This is a genomic window from Oribacterium sp. P6A1, assembly GCF_000702885.1.
Lineage (GTDB): Bacteria > Bacillota > Clostridia > Lachnospirales > Lachnospiraceae > Oribacterium.
In genome coordinates, this window is sequence record NZ_JNKO01000020.1 from 1 (window position 1) to 19798 (window position 19798).

The 19798-nt window shown below is 38.8% G+C and carries 15 protein-coding genes; 4 read left to right on the plus strand and 11 right to left on the minus strand.

Translation table 11 applies throughout. From position 1 onward, the window contains the following. The coding region (locus T515_RS17660; RefSeq protein ID WP_036611429.1) for a hypothetical protein at nt 1–1315 on the plus strand (1315 nt) is incomplete at its 5' end. 57 nt (nt 1316–1372) lie between these two features. Here the strand turns inward: T515_RS17660 and T515_RS16755 are convergent. The 4 genes from T515_RS16755 to yfbR are packed head-to-tail and all read right to left on the minus strand — an operon-like array spanning nt 1373 to nt 6542. After that, complete coding sequence (locus T515_RS16755) at nt 1373–2452, minus strand: polysaccharide deacetylase family protein (protein WP_051671690.1); 1080 nt, start codon at nt 2450–2452, stop codon at nt 1373–1375. Between the two features lie 18 nt (nt 2453–2470). After that, on the minus strand, nt 2471–3406 hold the full coding sequence (locus T515_RS16760) for a L,D-transpeptidase family protein (protein ID WP_051671691.1): 936 nt from the start codon (nt 3404–3406) through the stop codon (nt 2471–2473). Then, a complete protein-coding gene (locus T515_RS11920) occupies nt 3406–5898 on the minus strand; it encodes an adenosine deaminase (RefSeq protein WP_036611430.1) in 2493 nt (830 codons plus the stop codon). Before T515_RS11920 ends, T515_RS16760 begins: the two co-directional genes overlap by 1 nt. Before the next feature lie 41 nt (nt 5899–5939). Continuing rightward, the gene (gene yfbR, locus T515_RS11925; protein WP_036611432.1) at nt 5940–6542 is read right to left on the minus strand and encodes a 5'-deoxynucleotidase; all 603 of its coding nucleotides are present in this window, start codon (nt 6540–6542) and stop codon (nt 5940–5942) included. A 229-nt stretch (nt 6543–6771) separates the two neighbouring features. Between yfbR and T515_RS11930 the strand changes: the two genes are divergently transcribed. Continuing rightward, a complete protein-coding gene (locus T515_RS11930) occupies nt 6772–7227 on the plus strand; it encodes a hypothetical protein (RefSeq protein WP_036611435.1) in 456 nt (151 codons plus the stop codon). A 58-nt stretch (nt 7228–7285) separates the two neighbouring features. Here the strand turns inward: T515_RS11930 and T515_RS11935 are convergent, their stop codons facing one another. The 6 genes from T515_RS11935 to T515_RS11970 form a co-directional block, all read right to left on the minus strand. Then, nucleotides 7286–7639, minus strand: coding sequence for a hypothetical protein (locus T515_RS11935; protein WP_036611438.1), 354 nt, complete (start codon nt 7637–7639; stop codon nt 7286–7288). A gap of 1 nt (nt 7640) precedes the next feature. After that, nucleotides 7641–8927 carry a replication initiation protein gene (locus T515_RS11940; RefSeq protein WP_036611441.1) on the minus strand — a complete coding sequence of 429 codons (1287 nt, stop codon included), beginning with the start codon at nt 8925–8927 and terminating at the stop codon, nt 7641–7643. Nucleotides 8928–10219: 1292 nt separating this feature from the next. Then, on the minus strand, nt 10220–11443 hold the full coding sequence (locus tag T515_RS11945; protein ID WP_036611444.1) for a ParB N-terminal domain-containing protein: 1224 nt from the start codon (nt 11441–11443) through the stop codon (nt 10220–10222). 28 nt (nt 11444–11471) lie between these two features. Further along, nucleotides 11472–12302, minus strand: coding sequence for a ParA family protein (locus T515_RS11950; protein ID WP_036611446.1), 831 nt, complete (start codon nt 12300–12302; stop codon nt 11472–11474). A gap of 139 nt (nt 12303–12441) precedes the next feature. Then, a complete protein-coding gene (locus tag T515_RS11955) occupies nt 12442–12759 on the minus strand; it encodes a DUF1653 domain-containing protein (RefSeq protein WP_051671692.1) in 318 nt (105 codons plus the stop codon). 2076 nt (nt 12760–14835) lie between these two features. Next, nucleotides 14836–15585 (minus strand): MurR/RpiR family transcriptional regulator, encoded by a 750-nt coding sequence (locus T515_RS11970; protein ID WP_036611453.1) that lies wholly within the window; start codon nt 15583–15585, stop codon nt 14836–14838. 152 nt (nt 15586–15737) lie between these two features. On the opposite strand from T515_RS11970, the gene T515_RS11975 reads away from it, so the two are divergent. Further along, nucleotides 15738–17750, plus strand: coding sequence for a flavocytochrome c (locus T515_RS11975; RefSeq protein WP_036611455.1), 2013 nt, complete (start codon nt 15738–15740; stop codon nt 17748–17750). A gap of 94 nt (nt 17751–17844) precedes the next feature. Here T515_RS11975 and T515_RS11980 read toward each other — a convergent pair whose 3' ends face one another. After that, a complete protein-coding gene (locus T515_RS11980; protein WP_036611458.1) occupies nt 17845–18774 on the minus strand; it encodes a radical SAM protein in 930 nt (309 codons plus the stop codon). 97 nt (nt 18775–18871) lie between these two features. Between T515_RS11980 and T515_RS11985 the strand changes: the two genes are divergently transcribed. Further along, the gene (locus T515_RS11985) at nt 18872–19738 is read left to right on the plus strand and encodes a LysR family transcriptional regulator (RefSeq protein ID WP_036611461.1); all 867 of its coding nucleotides are present in this window, start codon (nt 18872–18874) and stop codon (nt 19736–19738) included. The last annotated feature ends 60 nt before the right edge of the window (nt 19739–19798 follow it).

The window sequence follows — 19798 nt, forward strand, 5'->3', positions numbered from 1 at the left end:
TGTCGGTGGTGATGTAACCGGTAACGGAGGTATCTACGCGTCTGGATCCGGTAAAACGGATATAACCGTTGGCGGAAGTGTAGTTCAGGAAAGCCAAAAGAGTGAAACACAGTTAACTGGATCTGAAAGTTCTTCCGGAGGAATCGCAATAACTCTTTCAGATGGCGAACACGAAGGTTCAGAAACTGCGGATGTTACAGTAATGGTTGCCGAAAACGTAATCGCTGATACGACAGCTGTAAACATCACTAAGAACAGCGAAGAAAGCGATATCCGTCTTGAAGTAGATGGAACCATCTCCGGTGGAAAACACAATATCGTTCTTTCTGAAAAGAGCAGTTTAGATAATCTTGATATCACCGTTTGGCGTGTTGATACATCAGATGGAAAGAATGTTGTAGAGACATTAACATATCCCACCTCTGAACAGGAAGAGACTAAGCCTAAATATACAGCAAACCTTGAGGCTGAAAAGATGATTAACTACATCATCAAGGTAGATGATGTACAGACTCCGGGCGGAAATCTGGGAATTGCAGGCGCTTCAGCCGGTGGAGTATATACCGCTCAGCAGAATGATACTGTTTATCTCGAGGTAACCATCCCTGATGGTTATACCATTGACGGTTTCTACAATGTTGATGGTGCTGCAGATGTAACTGTCATCTCCGGTGATGGTAAGTACTATCTCAACGTTCCTCGTGGCGGCGGTGTATTTGTCGGTGTTAAGATGAAGAAAATTGAATCCACAGCTACTCTTGATAATACCGCTTCCGCTTCCACATCGTACAGCACATACGGAAGTGGTGACCATAGAAAGTCCGAATCCAACGATCAGAATTGGACAGTAGGAAACAATCCTAATGATAATTCAGGCAACAGAACCACTCTTCCGCCTGAATTCACAGGATTACAGATTCATGCAATGACTATGGGCGGGGACGCTGTTCAGAATTTAAGTGATGTTCTTACCTTCATAGATCCCCTGGCAGCACTCAACAACTTTATGGATAAGGGAATACCTACTCAGGGAACTCAGAATGTTATCGGTGCCGGTATCGTGAATTTCAACAATTTGTTTATAGCATCCCTTACTGATACCGTAGACGTTCCTGTAACAGCAAATGTTAAGGCAAATCAGTCCTACACTGTATTATTCAGTGATGGAACAAGCATCGTCGTTCCATGTATCATGGATGGCCTTCTTACCATTCCGTTCAATAAAAATGCAGCGGGTCTCACATACATGATTTACGGAACTGATATGAATCCTGGAGCATTTGTAGGTTTGACTACATCTGACTGGACTCCGTAAATGTCACTCAAAAGCTCATTTGTGCAAGCACAGGCGGACTTTTGTTTTATGACACTGTTATCTCATATTGTAAACTTCATTTCCGGGAATCATCGGGTATTTCTTTGCCTGGGCCATCTCACTGACAGTTACCAGCTGAAATCCCTTTTCTATCAGAGCGGGAATCAGCCGCTCTGCAGCATCTGCAGTTTCGGAGTAGGTATCGTGCATAAGAACGATGTCTCCATCCTGAGCCTTCTCCATAACAACATTGAAGGTATTGTCAGCATCCTTTGTGGAATAGTCCAAAGGATCTATAGACCAGATTATCATCGGAAGACCAAGGTTCCCAACAGCAGAAGCTATCTCTCCGGATCTGTTTCCTCCGGGTGGTCTGAAAACAGTCGGCGCCACTTTGACAGTCTCCTCCACCATGTAGTCACACTTCCGGATCACAGACCTTATGTTCTCCACAGGAATGGAATCAAGATAATCGTGGGTGTAGGTATGATTTCCCAGTTCACAGCCAAGCTCTACCATCCTCTTTACACATTCGTTGTTATCCCCTACAACGCGGCTTCCCTGCATAAAAAATGTAGCATGACCTCCATACTGCTGAAGACAATCCAGAATACGGTTAGTTACCTCGGCCTTTGGTCCGTCATCAAAAGTCAGGGCTATCATAGGCTTTTCCGGATCTATATGACTAAGATCCAAATCCGCTCCCAAAAACTGATTGTTCATGGCGATATAGTCATCAGGTATAAGGTACTTCTTTAAAACATAACATGTCTGTCCGTTGGCGCTGAACTGATCCCATCCTTCGATGTTTCTCTCAACAGATACCGGAGCATTTTCTTCAAGGACTCCTACAACAGCCGAATCACTTTCTGAGTCAACATGCATATTCACAGCCGTAAGAGCTCTTGCCGTGTACGGATACGGGAATTTTGACCTCTCGATTTTTCCGGATGACGAAGCTGCTGTGTTACTTTCGATTTTTATTTCAACAGACTCCTGCTCTCCGGTAGTTTCAACAGCCTCCACCCCTGAAGTCTCATTCTCCGTCTCAGGCACCGCTATGGCTCCGCATGCCGAAATCCCCAAAAATACTGCCCCCATCAAAGGAAGCATAAAAACTTTACTTACTCTTTTCATACCCTTCCACTCTTTTCTTTACTCTACTATATAAACTCTGTCCCCAAACTGCATGATGTCGTAAATTTCCTTGTTCCATTCGTTAAAGACACCGATACAGCCCCTCGTCGCATCCATCAGTTCACCGTTTCCGTGTACTTCTATAGCACCGCCTAAACGCGTACGTGCCGTTGGTTTACCAAGATTCCGACTGGTCTGTATCAGCTGTTCAGCAGTGCCCTTATCTATGAGCCCCGTCTTAAGTCCCCTCTTTGCATCCTCTATATTCGGATAATTAAGATACAGCTCCTCTTTCAATGAATCCGAAACCTTCTTATCGCAAATGTAAAAATATCCTACAGGAGTTTTGTAATCCCCCTGCCTTTTTTTATCTCCCTCAGCAGCACCGGAGGTTACCATATATGATTTGGTCATCACCCCATTCACCCATAATTCCATGTAATGGGAGGACTTGTCATAAGCCAGTGCCCTTCTTCCATGACTTGCGTATTTCATGAAAGTCTTGTTTATATTGTTGTCCTCCGGATTCAGCTTTATACCGTCAATGTCTACATAAGCGCTTCTGTCGGGAACCAGTCTGTCTCTCACCATCTCCCCGTTTTCATCAAAATACCTTTCGAATCCGTCAGGGCAGATCATGAAACTGTTTTTAATTCCATTTTTTGTGGCAATTTCCTGAGCCTCTATCATTCCCTCCGCATGCTCCGGATTGGAAACCGGATGATATCTCCTGGCTGCCTTTTCTGCTTCATTGGTTATTCCGCTTAAATCTGCCGTGGCATCCAACTCCGCATCGTCATATTCCTCACCATATACAACTCTGCCCGGTCCGCTTCCCACAACTGAGAGCATGATCATAAACCCTAGCCCAAGTGCCTTCACTCTCCGGGCCGGAAACGAACCCCATCTGTTTTTTTCTTTCCGCTTAAGGCATAAGCATGAATCCACTGTCATCAGTCCTGTCCGTTCCCCCCGAGTATAGTCTTTAAATTGCCGTAATACTTCTCAACATATCTTAAAATCTCATCTGCATTATCACCGCTCCTGATCATGGTAATGTATCCCTGCAGGGACTCTGCCTTTGATTTTAAGACCTCTGACCTTTCATCGACAAAAATACGGCTTTCGTACTTACTGTTTCGGGCATCCTGCATGAGATTGCAAGCGGCACTGTTTCCATCCAGGGCTATCATCACCGACTGTCGGCGCTTGAAGATCTCATAGGCAAAGCTCTTATAGGTTCCCAGAGGAGAAGACTCTATAGACACTCTTATGCCGGTCTCTGTTTCTCTCAGCTTATGGAGCTCGCTCTCCGTAATGGACGCCGGAACAAATGTAAATACCCTGAACTTATTTCTTGACTTATCAAGAACATACTTTTCATATCCGCTTATGGACGGACCGATGACAAAGAACATCTTTTCCGGATCAGCCTTACTGATCAGGTCATCAAGCATTTTACATTCCTGTTCACATATCTCTGTGACATGCTGAGCATTATTAAAGCTGCCTCCTGCAATAACCACAGGAATAGCATCCAAAGGAAGCTCCTTTATTCTGTCACTGAGCTCAACGGAACTGTCATACTGTCTTTCTCCACCATCAAGATCGATAAAGTCATCCGCTTTTTCGCGTATCCGCTTCTCAAGAAACTCCTTTACCGACATGCCTCCGCACCTGTCATAGAAGTTCTGGATCTTATCATTAAACTCTCTCATGGACTCAGCAATCACACAGTCATCTGCCAGTCTCATCTTTAGAAGCTCCTCATAACTTAAATCCAGCATCCTCTCAAGAGACAACTGCTCATCTATAGAATCTGTTCCGTAGAGAGCACCGCCATCTGTACCCTGGACACAGGATATACCCGTCTTAAGATACTGCTTAAGGGGATGCATATCAAGCCTTGACAGATTGTTCAGTCTTACATTCGATGTTATCTGGAACTCAAGCACAACTCCCAAAGTGCGAATCTTCCTAAGGAGCTTCTGGCCCTTTTCGGTATTAAGATCCGCTGTATAAAGACCATGACCTATTCTCATGTGGGGGAATTTCTGACCTTCATCAAGAGCTTCCTCTACACAGCTGATACTATTGTAGACATTATCGGGAAGAGAATCATTCTCACCGGCATGTATACGTACCACATATGACGGTATATACTTTGCGATATCAACTACGGCAGCAATAACCGATTTTAATTCCAGTATGTCATTTATCTCTTCACCTACAAAATCACTTCCGGCCACATACGGATCTATAGCTACAGCCTTCAGCACCTGCAGATTCTCTGTGAAATAGTTGCCATGTGCCACCTGATCCTTTACTATCGTGAGTGGTATACGCCTGAGAGCGGCCAGGAATCTTATGGTCACTCCGGTTTCTCTGGTAATCTTCGGCATAACATCATGTATCTGCTGTAGGGTTTCCGCAGCCTCAGTTTTCTTTACCAGGGCAGTATCTGACATCTCAGCGTAGGTAATGCCATTATGCTGATAGTTTCTGGCCACCCACAGAAGTCCGTCCTGAAACAGAGTGTTGTCTGCATAGTCGGGATTTCTTCTGTCGAGATCCATCTGCTTAAGTGCATTCACTATATCCTTATCCGGGATCTCTTCAATGTTTTCTATTTTGATTTTTTCCTTTGCGGCTGTTCCTTTTGTAAATACATATCTGTAAATGTATACCTTCTCAAGATTTGTGAAAACAGCCTGCCCATCCTTCATGACAGCAAGGGAAGCCCGGATCCTCGGAATATTGTATCTGCTTCCGGAAATATTATGGAGAATCAGATCTGCAAAATTGATCTCAGTATTGTCATCTATCCGGCGGTCAAGATACTTTCCTTTTAAGCCGCTGTTTTTAAAGCCTTCAGCCACCTCTGCTCTCTGCTTTTCAAGAGCCTCCCTCTGTTCGGGAGTAATCTTTAATCCAAGCTTTTTTATATAGTAGTATGGATATCTGATCTGATGATGTATTCCCAGTGCAATAAGCACATCAGGGCTCAAATTTGCGCTTCTGTGCGTATGTAAGTCTGAGTGAAACTTGACTTCTTCCTTTATATAAGTCTTAACCAGGGTCTTGTTTATATCCAAAAGATAGTCCTTGGTCTGGCTCATCAGAGTCTTTGCTATGGCAGGAATATATGCCTTTCTTTCGATGGTGCCGTCGGGATAGATATTGGCAACCTTGGTATTACCTAGCCTCAAAATATAAACCTTACGGTTCTCTCCGTTGAAATAACAAGGTACGCTTCCAACAATCACCTTAAGGCCCTCTGCATTAAAACTAATGGGAAGATCGCAAACCTTGGCAAGATTTGTTATCAGATTTCCTGTGCCATGATTGGGTGTCTCTAAAATATAGGACATACCGTGCTCACTCTGATTCAGAGTGACTATCACATCCTTTTCCTTGTCCAGATAAAACTTTCCAAAATATGTCATATACACATCCTTTATCTGTGTTGGACTTAATTAAGTCCTGCCTAAAGTGCCAATTCGTCCAGAGTCTTTCCGTATGAAGGTATGAACTCCTGAAGAAAATCTCTAACCTCAGGATACTTCTCCTTCATCTCCTCCAGTGATTTCAATGTTGATTCTTTTGCAGTACAGAACTCCCGGTTTCCTGAATTCTCCTCTTCGATGCACTTGATCAATGCTGAGATCTTGTCCGCAGCCTTTATGAGCTTACGCATATAAATCTCATTTTCATCAGTCTTACTGCCATTAAAAATATCTTCAAATTCAGGTCTCAGATCCTCCGGAAGTCTTTCAAGAAGGCTGTTCTCCGCTATATGTTCCAGTGATTTATAGGCTCCGGTTATTTCATTATTGAAATATTTAACCGGTGTCGGCATATCTCCAGTTATGATCTCAGAGGCATCATGATATATTCCTATAAGAGCAGCTTTCTCACCATCCAGTTTTCTGCCATATCTGACATTTCCTATTATACACAGTGCATGAGCTATCATGGCAACTTCTACTGCATGTTCACTAAGATTCTCAGGCCTTGAATTCCTCATAAGGGCCCATCGCTCTATATACTTCATTCTTGAAATAGTTGCAAAAAATGTATATCTGTTCATAAATCTCCTCAGTCATGACACTTATATCTCATATTCCTTTTTCATATTGCTGATTTTCGGCAGTTAATAATATTTCTTTTATTATCTGTCGAAGAAATATATAAATTACCCATTATCAAAAGCAAAAATAAACAATATTTTAATATATTAAAATATTTATAAAATGTTACTTATTTCTTACCGTAATTGCCTATTGTCCTGTCTTTTCTTCAATGAAAGGAGATACGTTATGTGTGCAGAAGAACGTAACCGGATTTATAAAAAATGGAAAGATGAATATCATTCCCGTATGGAAAGACAAACTCAATTTCAAAGAATCCATAAATCTTTTCTTTACACTTATGCCTTTATTCTCATATTTATGATAGGCGCTGTCTTGATCTCCGGTGAATACGCAAAGTTCAGTTTTGATGAGGCTGTTTCTGTTTATCAGATATTCATTTATTCATGTCCGGCCTTTATACTTGTTTTAGCCGTATATGAACTCATCCTTTACAGACTTACTCCAGATCCGAACATGATTGAGATCGATGATTATTACGTTTTTCTTTCACACGATGAATATACCAACCTCACTAAGGTCATGGCAATATCTAAAAATGAGCACTACAATGTAAAAGACATTCTTGCAAGCGATACTATCAAGGATAAATGCATTATCATCGGAAGCTGTAACCTTTCATAAACCATCAGGCACTTTCATCACATTTATTGCGATTGAAAGTGCCTGAACTCTATGACCATTAAAGTGCCAGCTTTTTAGCCTTTCTGTTTCTGATAGTCTCAACTATATTTAACTTTTTCTTCTCATCTTTAGGCATAACTTTTCCGTCCCAGGCATTAAATATCTCCATCATCTTTCCGGTAAGCTGTCCTATAGTAAGCTGTGAAGCCTGATCAATATACTCTGCAAGCTCCTCATCAGCCGTCATCTTATCTATCTGCCACTCTGCATCTCCGATGGTTTCAAACCCGTCAGCCATAGGATTCTTATCCTTATCAATGATGGCAAATGTCTCTCCATCACCTGCGACAACATAATAGATACCGTGTTTTATACCGACAATACCATTTTTATATTCTTTTAATTTTGCCATTTCATCCTTTCCAGTCCCACATGGTTGGCTTTTGTGCTATACCCTCGTAATCATTTACCAGACTTGCCAACAAACGCTTATAGGTTGTTGTCTTTGTATCTTCCGGTGTAGCCTTAATCCAATCAAAATAATGTGTCATATAGTCTGTCGCCCACATATCATACGCATCAAATTGTATCTGTTTTGGCTCAAGATTCTTTATGCACGCATGATAGAGATGATCGATCTGGTCTTCATTGAAATCCTTATACAAAGCCATATAGAACACAGGGTATACCGTTTCATCTGCCCTTTGTTCCGCCAGCTCTTCGGCATTGGCAGCTTCAACGATGACTTCCTCGGCTCTGATCTCTTCCTCTTTTTCCCTCTGCATCTGATCCTGCATGAAGAAGGACTCTTCCAAAGTCATCTGATGTGGTTCCATATCATCCACAATATTATCAAAGTTTCCGTTGTACTCTGAATCCAGCATACTTTGGGTTTCTTTCAACTCTCCGCTGGTCTTTGGCAGCATAAGAAACTTTATGCGAACGGGTCTTCTGTACTTCTTACCCATTGCATCTGTTTTCAATGCCTCGTAGTTTATCTTGATATCTGTATAATGATTAATCTCTTCCCTTGCAGGTGCAAGAACATCCCGTTCAAAAAATGAAAACTTCAGCCAACTCTTTGGAATCTTTGCAACATTCTTTCCCTTTTTGTTAGGATCAGGTTCCCAGTCGGCTATCTTTCTCATGAAATCATTGTCTGTACCGGTGCCAAGCTCAAATGTCCAGGTTTTATTATTAAACTGATATGATCTTAGAAGATCAAAAATTCTGGGGGAATACTTATGAGTCATAAGAGAAGTCTCTTCCAGACGGGGAGCGATATAATACTTCTCCTTATCGGTCATAAGGTTATAAAGAAACGGGAACATATCCTCATGAAACTTTATCTCCACATCCCCGCTGCCCGGATCCATATGTACAACATTCAGCCAGTGAACCATGGCTTCTTTTCCGCTTTCCAGTGTTATCCACCATGTCTTCTGTCCGATATCGTTTAATATGGCTTTTGTATTTGTATAACTCAATTTATTGGCCGAAGCACTTCTGTGAATTATCTGCTGAAACTCGCTGCAGTTAAATGTATATACCGTATTGATATCATCCGTCGGCTTAATCTTTGATATCAGGTAGTTTACAGCTTTACTTTCCACCAGAGAGAGGGAAAATTTTCCTTCCTGAACCATCTTCGTACTTTTGGCAACCTGTTGCTTACGAGCTTTTTCTATACCATGACTCATAAAAATAAAAACTCCTGTATTTAAAAGTTGAGTTAATCTACGGTACTTTCTGATTTCATATTCCAACCACTCCTGTGACAGTACAATCTGAAGGGAATAATTGAGTGATTATACGGATAATTATCTCCTACGCTATATACTGTGCTTCTTTCAGAAGTCTGCCACAAACTCTCAGTCTCTGAAATCATAATAATACCTTTTTTATAAAACAGCTACCGTATTTCCACTCAACTTTGACGTATTTTCTCTCAACTTAAGCTTAAAATCAACCTTACCAATCTAAAGGTTGAATAAATTTACGGTCATATTCTAGCACCACCCGTACAATTACTCAACCTTCATTTGAAACTATTAATTATAAAAAGCCGTACGATCACTCAACTTACCACACATTTTGTCGTATATTTACTCAACTTTCAAGCTGAATAGGCCTATAAAACCCACGTATTTTCGCCATTTTTTCTGTGGTTCTCTCCTCCGTAAAATTAGTCAACCTTCAGCATGGATCTGACTGTTTTTATTTAATTTATTACCGTAAAATGCCTGCTATATTCCGTATATTTTCTTTATACTCCGTACATTCTCTCAACTTTCAGACTGCATTAAGCTGTAAAACCCACGTATTTTAGCCATCTTTATTTGTATTCCATTACTCCGTAAAATTAATCAACTTTCAGTAAATATACTTAGGACTCTGCTTCAGAAATTACCGCACGAACTCTCAATTTTCCGTATTGATACTCGATTTACCGTAAAAAAACTCAACTTTAGTGCCTGATACAGTCTTTTCTCAACATAAACTAACATGATATGTATGTCTAAAGTCGCTAAAGCACCGTATCTCAAAGGACTTCCCCTGAATGAATGTTCCTTTTCATCAGGTATGATGTTCACGTTCCTGTTATATTCCGTAGGATTACTCAACTTAGTACGCATTTTCACGTATAACCACTCAACATTCCGTATAATTTTTCAACTTTTACCGGTCAGAATCAATATACACCGTATATTACCTCAACTTTCCCGTATATATACTCTCCCCGCCCCGTATGTTGACTCAATTTATTCCGTATACCAACTCAATTTTCAACGTATAACTGCTCAACTTTGATGGGTTTTCTTCTATAAGATTATAAAATAAATAAAATATATATATATTAATATAATCTACTACTACAATAATCTCTGTCGAAGTTGAGTGATTATACGGTTCTTTTGAAGTCAGTATAAATAATAAAAAAAACCGGATGAATGTTTAATTCATCCGGAATCTTTTTACAAAAATCATAAGCTTACTGATTTTCGTCTATAAGAGCTTTAAGATCATCGATTATAGCTTTAATTTTCTGAATATCATTTTTGGTGAACTGATATCCTCGTTTTTCTTTACGTTTTCCCAGTTTAACAACAGTATCATTTAGCTTGGATAACATTTCATTAACTGCAATGGGGGCGGAAATTCCTATATTTTTATTAATCTGTTCAGCATCAGCTTCTTTGGCATCTTTAAGAATCTTCTGTAACTTTTCAGATCTTTCTCTTGCTCTTCTGAGCTGTGCCTGGGTATTAATCAATTCCTGTGAAGCATTTTCATTTGTCTCAGATTCTTCATGAACCAGAGATTCAAGTTCGATAGTCTTATTTTTAAGACGGGTAATTTCAGCTTCCTGTTCTTTTAATTTCAGTTCATTTTCTTTTAAACGTTCCTCTGCCAGCTTTTGTGCCTTCTGATTCTCTTCATCCTGAAATTTAAGCTGCTGATATTCGTCTTCAGTAATAGTTTCATTATGTTCGTTTATATAGTTAAGAATATATGTTTGTACTTCAATGCTTCTTGAAGCATACTGATTTGCCTGGTTAATGGTTATTTTCTCTTCATCAAGCAGGTTTTGTAATCCAACTATAAGATTTTTATTTATGGAATCGTACTTACGTATCTGTCTTGAAGAAATAGAAAGCTTGTCCGCTATTCTGTCGTACAGTTTTTTCTCAACACCGCGTTTTTGAAGCAGTTCCATCAATCTGGCCACACGTTTTCTCATGTCTCCGGGGTGAGATGCTTCAGAAACTGCATCATAGTTCATGAGTAAATTAAGCTCTTCAAGCTCTGTCCATGGAATATCATCTCTTAAGATTAGTGCAGGAACCTTTCGATGCATAAAAGATGCATCCTTTTCAAGAATCATTCCAAAAGCAGCATATCTTCTGTGGCCGGATATAATTACATAATTACCTGTAGGACTACCTGTACGTGATTCTCCACCATCAAATTCACGGGCGATTACAATAGCTGACTGAAATCCGTTTCTTTTTATATTCTCGGCAAATACATCTATATCGGTATCATCTATATCTCTGTTATCCGGAAAAGGAATAAGTTTTTCATATTGGATCATTTCGATTTTTGATCCATTTCCGAGATCCAGGCTTACTGTATCAAGTTTTTTTTGCAAACTTTGCAGATTTATGGGTTTATTGCTGAAACCTAAAGGTGCAGGCTCTTTTTTTGATGCCATTATGTCATCCATCCTTTTTTATATTTATTTATCTGATATCCATTTCAAATCTTGTTCTTGTATTAGAGTACTCACGTAACAGCTTTTTATAATCGTCAAGATCGATAAGTGATAACTGCTGTGCTACATTGATATAATCTGTACCGGCATTTGATTTCTTATCATAGAAATATACCGGCATATATCTTGAAAGGGATTCAGCTATGTTGTTGTCATCTCTGATTACTGATTTTAATGCTATATTCTGGAACATAGAATCATAGGCAGTATACTTCTGTTTTACCAGAGTTGTTCTCGGCTTTACATGAGCCAGTAATACACCTATTATCTGTAATTCGCTGTTATAGTCCTGTTGTATTCTGTAATAATCTTCAAGTACGTCTGAAATTCCGTCGTAAGAGAAATTTGCTGAATCAACAGGAATCAGGACATAATCAGATGCTATGAGGGACATGTCGGAGAAACTGTCTGAAGCAGGATTATTGTCTATAATGATGGTGTCATAGTTTTCTTTGATTTTATCCAGTACATCCTTAAGGCGATAAAGATCCTTCTCCTGATATCCGTTACTGTAAAAGTACTGGTCAGGTCTCTTAACATGTTTATTATTTGGCAAAACATCTACACCGAATTCTGAATGTACCAAAACTTCATCTATAGTTGCCGATCCAAAGAGAAGATCGGTTATATCCGGATTTTCCTCGTTAAATGCTCTGTATACTTGACTTGAGTTTCCCTGACAGTCCATGTCAACTATAAGTGATCTTTTTCCTACGAGAGTAGGAATACATGCGAGCTCAACACAGCTTGTTGTTTTACCTACACCGCCTTTTTTATTGAATGCACATAATATGCTCATAAATCCTCCGTACAAGTGTTCGATTAAAAAAATGAGATAATTTATTGTACATCATTTTTTTCGTAAATGAAATATTTTATAGTTAATTTTTGTCTTTAATTATTAAGAAGCAGTTGTTTTACTAAGCCTGTCTTATTTGTTAAAGAATAATATTGTATTTCGCCTTAATATAATCCATTTCACTTTTGGTAATTGTCATTTTTTCAAATCTGTATTTTTGTTTAATCTTGGGATATTTATTTCGATCAACTTCCTCCAAAAACATTTCATAAGGTCGTACATATAATTTGCAATCGCCATACAGTGCCTGATAAACCATCATTTTTTCTCCGGTTTCTGTATGAGCTGCTATACCGACAATTTTATATATGTACTCTGATGTGTTTTGATCAACTGTTTCTCTTTTAAAATGTTTTACTATATCTCCACTTTTAAATACTCTGTTTTCTGTATTCATAAATTGCTTCTCCTTAAATGTGTTTCCATTTGAATAATTGTATTTATCTATTTTTATTATTTGAATGTCATAAAATAGATTTATTATAACTATGCGATTTGAGAGTATGTGAGTGGTAATAGTATTTATCACTCACTATTTAGAGACAGCGAATATATTTGTATGCGTGCTGCTGAACACTCATAATATTATATAGTATGGTATTCTGATTAATACCGGTTAAATTATTATAAAAGTGTGAACTCAGTTCAAAAAATCATATAGAGGTAATCTTTTTTTATTGTTTTCCATTAATTGTTTATTTATAGAGTTAATATATAAAAAACAAAATATTTGATATACATTTTTTTCGTAAATTTAGATAGTAAAGGTCCGTGAAACATCTATAAAGCATTCATAAAGAAATAATAAAAACAACACTATCTAGTATCGCGACACACTTGGCTGTACGAGATATGGTGTTTCGGAACAGTGTGAAACATATTTTGGGATTGCGTGAAACATTGGAAAGAGAAGAGGTTAATGTAGGGTATACAAAGAATTGAACCGGGTTCAAATTATTGCGGTATCGGAACATGAATCATAGAATGACGTGAGTTTCAAAAGTTAATATCGAATCGTTCCGAGAGTCTTGGTCTCAAACCTATTTCATAAATAAGACCTATACAAAAATTCAAAGGGAACAGCGTGGCAGTTCATACTGCCACGCTTTAGGTTAAGAAGACTAAAATTTATAGTCAGAGGTTCGTAACTTGTTTAGATAAAACTAAGAGTTCACAGCACGTCTGAATGATTTTTCTGTACTGCGGGAAGCTTTAGTTCCATTGATTAAAGAAAATGATCTGCGTATCCTTTTGCGGCGGATTCTTTCGGCAGGAGAGGACTTAAACGTAAAAAGAGAAACTATGGCATCAACAATGTAATAGCCCAAAGTGACAATAGCAGTTACAAGAATAAAATTCATGATAATAATGTCCATGCTGCCCTCCCCGATATTAATACTAATGATTAAAAATAAATTCGACATTAATAAACTATAAATAAGCGATTTATGAATTATGTATAAAATATGATGAAAAAAGAAAGAAATGTAATAAATCTGTAAAACCAACTCTATTTTAAGGTTTAACTATATTTAAATAAAGATTATACGAAGCAAAAATATAATAAAAAACTGAATTTGTACGAGTTGCACAATATAAAACCAAAAAATTGTGCAAATTTAAAAACACTATTGACACAAACCGAGCTGGCATGATAGAGTTCACCACCGTTACAGGCGAAAGGATATCGCTTGTAGAGTTAAATGATTATTTTGAACTGAGTTCCAAAAAGGAGTTAGGAATGAAATCATTAATTCAATTTCTTTCGGATTTTACAAAGTGTGTAAGATTTGCAAATGAATACAGATGGAATGAAGATTATCGTCACTTCATAATTAATGACTGATAATAGATAAAACTGAATTGTAATTGCATATAACAGATAGGAGAAGCCATTCACTCCTTGTCACGCCATAAACCGGCTCTGTTTATATGTAATTGTCATATATTGAGTGCTTCGTTTATAACGTTGTACAGGACGACTGCATTTAGACATTGATACCGTTTTAATCAGGTTTCTGGTGTCGTAAAATTCAATTACTTCCTAAATAAGAAGTTGAATGTAACTGCAGCGTCTAAAGAGTTTGCTTTATACTCATCATCGCACAGTTTACTGATATTAAACAGTGGCCGGATAGTATTGCCAGTATACTTCTCGCTAAATAGTGTATAAGAGCGGAAATTACATAATAATAAAAATTTACAATTAGATCAGACTTTTTGCCAGGAAGTCCGGTTTAATACATTGGTTTCCTTGTATCCCCTTCAATATTCGGAATAACCGTAAAATATTATCTCCTGAAATATAATGTAAATTTTCGTTTTTTTAAAAGGTTCATTATTGAATATTGGTAGTATTGTTTGTGTGATTGATGAGTGATAGAAGCTCTTGAAAAAACCTGATTAAATATAGAATGTTTATAGCAGGATGTGAACTGAGTTCACATCCTGCTTTTTTCATTATAGATAATAATTACTCTTCATGTCTCAATATATATGTAAGCATCTCAACAAGAACCATCATGATTGCCTGTTGATCAAGAGTGAGAATATCACTGTGAGTAGAAGGAATAGAAATAACATGGGAGAAACCAAGTGCTTTTGTTTTTTTTTCGTTATTTGTTATAAGCCATAATTTTTCCGTAAGCTGAGAAATATCATCGATTATGGTTTGATAGGATCGCATGTCATGGAGAACACTGAACACAATAACAGTTGTGTCCTTATCTGTGATTTTTACATAGTGTTCATAAGTAAGGAGGTCGGAAGCAGTCATACAGGTAATTCCAAGATTGGTTAAATTCATAGCGAATTTATCACATACGACTTTATTTCTGTATCGCCCGAGAGCGAGTATTTTTTTAGAAGAACGTATTTCATCAGCAAGCTCCTGTAGAGAATCATTACATGATTCCGGAATGGAAAGAATAGCTTCTGAATAAGCATTGGCAATCTTGGAAACAGGATGATCCGGAACTGAATTCTTATCTTTAGATCTAAGCCATGCATCCATCTCAAATTTGAATTCTTTATATCCGTTAAAACCTAAACGTTTACAAAATCTAAGCATGGCAGAAGTAGATACACCGGCGAGACTTGCAATCTGAGTTATGGTATAGGTGTGTACAAGGTCAGGATTTTTAGATATTAAATGATACAATTTTCGTTCATTAGAAGTGTAAGAGTTCTTAAATTGATCCAATGTTTCTATAATATTCATCATTTGACCTCATTAATTATTAACAAACACTAAAGTCGTGAATAATATAACAAAAAAGCGTTGCAATATCTACATCTCGATGATAATATTCTCACATGTAATCAGTATTGTTCGACAATATTGTCTAACAAGATTCGACGAGAGGAATGAAAAGTATGAAAAAGACAAACATTGGAAGAAAAGTAACTTCCGTTGTGTTAGTTGGTACTATGGCTGCAACAGCACTTGCAGGCTGCGGAAGCACTAACACAGCTCCTGCAACAACAGCCGCAGCTACAGAGGCTGCAGCACCTGAGACAACACCGGCTGCAGAACAGCCAGCAGAGGGCGGAGTATCCGGAACATTTTCAGGAGAAGCAGTTGGACAGGGTGGTGCAAGTAAGCCTGTTAAGGTTGAAATCACACTTGATGCCGGAAAGATCACAGATGTAAAGATCGAAGGTGAAGGTGAGACTCCCGGTATCGGAAGCAAGGCTATAGAGGAGTTCCCTGCAAAGATGATCGCAGGAAATACCATTCAGGTTGATGCTATTTCAGGCGCAACAATCACATCAAAGGCTATCGTTGAGGCAGCTACAGCAGCTCTTGCTGAGGCAGGACTCAAGCCTGAAGATCTTGAGTCTGTAGAGGTTGAGGCAGCTGCAGCTCAGGCAGAGGATATGTCTATCGATACAGATATCGTTGTTGTAGGTATGGGCGGCGCCGGAATGACAGCAGCCATTACAGCGGCTGACGCAGGAAAGTCTGTAGTTATCCTTGAGTCACAGCCTATGGGCGGTGGAAACACAGTTCGTTCAACAGGTGGACTTAATGCTGCAGGAACTGAAGAGCAGAAGTCAAATGAATTCACTGAGGCTGACGGTGTTGAGAAGACACTTGCTACAGCTAAGGAGAAGTGGGCTGATAACGAGACCATAACAAAGCTTGCTGCAACAGTACAGCAGCAGTGGGATGCATACAAGGCTTCACCTGAAGGATACTTTGATACTCCTGAACTTATGGCTCTTGATACAATGATCGGTGGTCACGGAATCAATGATCCTGAACTTGTTTCTACACTTACAAACGGTTCAGCAGGAGCTGTTACATGGCTTAAGGATCATGGTGCAGACCTTCCTTCAGTTGGTGCAGCCGGCGGTGCTTCAGTTAAGCGTATCCATCGTCCTGTAGACGATAAGGGCAAGACAAAGGCAGTTGGTGCTTACATCGTTCCTGTTCTTACAAAGAATGTAGAGGACAGAGACGGAATCGAAGTTTACTACAACACAACAGCTAACAAGATCCTTATGGAAGACGGCAAGGCTGTAGGTGTAGTTGCTGAAGGTGAGACAGGAAATACTGTTACTGTCAATGCAAAGGCAGTTATCCTTGCAACAGGTGGTTTCGGCGGAAATCAGGAGATGGTTGAGCAGTACAGACCTGACCTTAAGGGATTTGTTTCTACAAATGCTGACGGTGCAAAGGGACAGGGTATCACCATGGCAACAGCCGATGATGTAAAGGCTGATGTAGTTGATCTTGATCAGATCCAGATCCACCCTACAGTTCATACTGATCCGGATGGAAATGCTCACCTTATTACAGAGGGTGTTCGTGGTGACGGTGCTATCCTTGTAAACAAGGAAGGAAAGAGATTCTACGACGAAGTATCTACAAGAGATAAGGTTTCAGCTGCTGAGATCGAGCAGACAGACGGAGTTGCATATCTTATCCTTGATCAGACAATGATCGATGGATCAGCTGTATATCAGGGTTATCTTGATGCAGGTTACGGCGCAAAGGGAGAGACTTACGAAGAGCTTGCAAAGGCTATCGGCATTCCTGAGGATGCATTCAAGGAGACAATGGAAGGCTGGGCTAAGATCTGGGCTGACAAGAAGGATGAAGAGTTCGGACGTACATCATTCTCTAACGAGAACAGCCTTGATAAGGCACCTTACTATGCAATCCTTGTATCACCTGGTATTCACCACACAATGGGTGGTCTTAAGATCGATACAGCTACAGAGGTTATCAACACAGATGGTAATGTGATTCCTGGTCTTTTCGCAGCCGGTGAGGTTACCGGAGGCGTACACGGCGGAAACCGTCTTGGTGGTACAGCTGTAACAGATATCATCGTATTCGGTCAGATCGCAGGCGACAGTGCTGTGAAGTACATCGGATGATATAAAAAACGGTAACATAAGATAGGTAAATATAAGAAGAGGTAGTATCAGATGGTACTACCTCTTCTTTTTTCTAAAAAAAGCCGTCACGCGATTATTGAATTGTTTTTATATCTGTGGCGATTAACCTGAAATTATCACTGTTCTCCAGATAAATATTTAGATCGCTGGTGTTGGAATAAGTGACGCCATCTATACAGGAATAAGCATTGGGACCGATTCCTATAACCTCTGTATTATTCTTTCGTAATTTATAATCCAAGCACTCAAAGCCCTTCAAACCGAAACAATAGGGTAAGTATTCTATATATTCCCTTGCTTCAAGTTTTTCTTTTACGTATTTATAGGCCTTTTCAATATCCGGAAGAAATCTGTTTAAGTTATTTAGATACTCCGGGTGTTCATCATAAAGCTTTTTAATCCCGGAATTATCTTCAATTCTTAATGGATGAAGGGTAATCTCTTTTGCTCCATGAAAATCACAAAGTGTATGTACCTCTTCATCTAAATTAGCTTCATTTTGTCCCGGCAGGCCTATACCTAAGTCAAAGTTTACATTCTCAAAATGATGATTCAGGAAGACAGGTAATGTCCTGTCCATGGCATTGTCTGTCTTTTTATGACCCAGGAAATTATGCAGAAAGTAACTGTTAGTCAGATAATCAATACTGATTCTGTTGATTCCGTTGTCTAAATATACCGGAAAATAATTGTCATTTAATTTACCGGGAAGAATCTTTAAACTGATTTCTGCGTCGCTACTGATGGTAAATTGCTCTTTAATATCTGATAATATTTCTTCGATAACATTGGGCCTGATGGAGCCCGGTACACCGCCGCCGAAATAGATGCTTTTAACTTCATAATCATACTTATAGTTTTCATCAAAGCTCTTAATTTCCTTTATGATTGCCTTATAAAAAGCTTCTCTTTGATCATCATCAATAAGGTGATTATTGATATCACAGAAAATGCATCTGTTGGTGCAGTAGGGAATATTTATATATAATCTCAGATTCTTCATTTCACACCTTCTCTCAACGAGATTAGGATAATATATTTAATTCTCCTTTTCAACTTGGTAAAATTGAGTCATAGCTAAATTTGATAGGTGGGATACCATGGACATTAAGCAACTCAAATATTTTGTGGAAGTAGCAAAACATCAGTCGGTTCAGAATGCAGCGGATTCATTATTTGTCAGCAGACAGTGTATCAGCAAGAGTCTTCAGCATCTTGAAAAATCCATAAATCACGATTTATTTATACGTTCCAGTGAAGGTATGGAACTAAGTGATGCGGGAATGAAATTTTATCCTAAGGCCAAGGAAATCGTCGATGCCTTCGATGCTTTGTATCTGGAAATGAATTCCGGTGATGCCATAAGAACAAAGGTAAGTATTTGTATCCCTGAAACACTGCTGTCTTTCTATCAGGGCAAAATCGAGGAATTTGAGAATAAATTCAAAAACTGCCTTTTGGATGTTACGGTCTGCAAGGATGCAAGAGCACATGATTTGTTTTCCAATAAAGAGGTAGATCTCATTATCACCTGGAATCATCAGCGTAATTCGAAAAATATTTATGATACAGTTACTTTTTACAAGCCTTATATTGCCATGTCCAAAAAGAATCCTTTATCCGTGAAAAAATCATTAACCGCGGAAGATCTGAAAGGCTTAAAGTTTGTATATTACTCTGATGGTTATCCTAAGAATTTATTCATGAAATATTTTTCCAAAGAAGACGGATGTGTCATGGATGATATGTTAATGATATATTCTCTCATATATGAGAACAAAGCGGTATTTCCTTTACCGGAGATAGCAGTAACAAATTTTGTCAAAGATATCGTGTATCTGCCTGTAGAAGGACCGGGCAATTCAGATTTTGGAACAAAGGCTGTCCTGAGTGATGATGTACTGATGAACCCCCTGAAAAAGAAGCTGTGCGTAGCTCTGATAAATATACTTAAAGAAGCGGGTTGAAGCCTGTTTTTTTGCGTCATTCCGTCAACTTTTTGTTGCGGAGGGGAAGCTACTAATTGC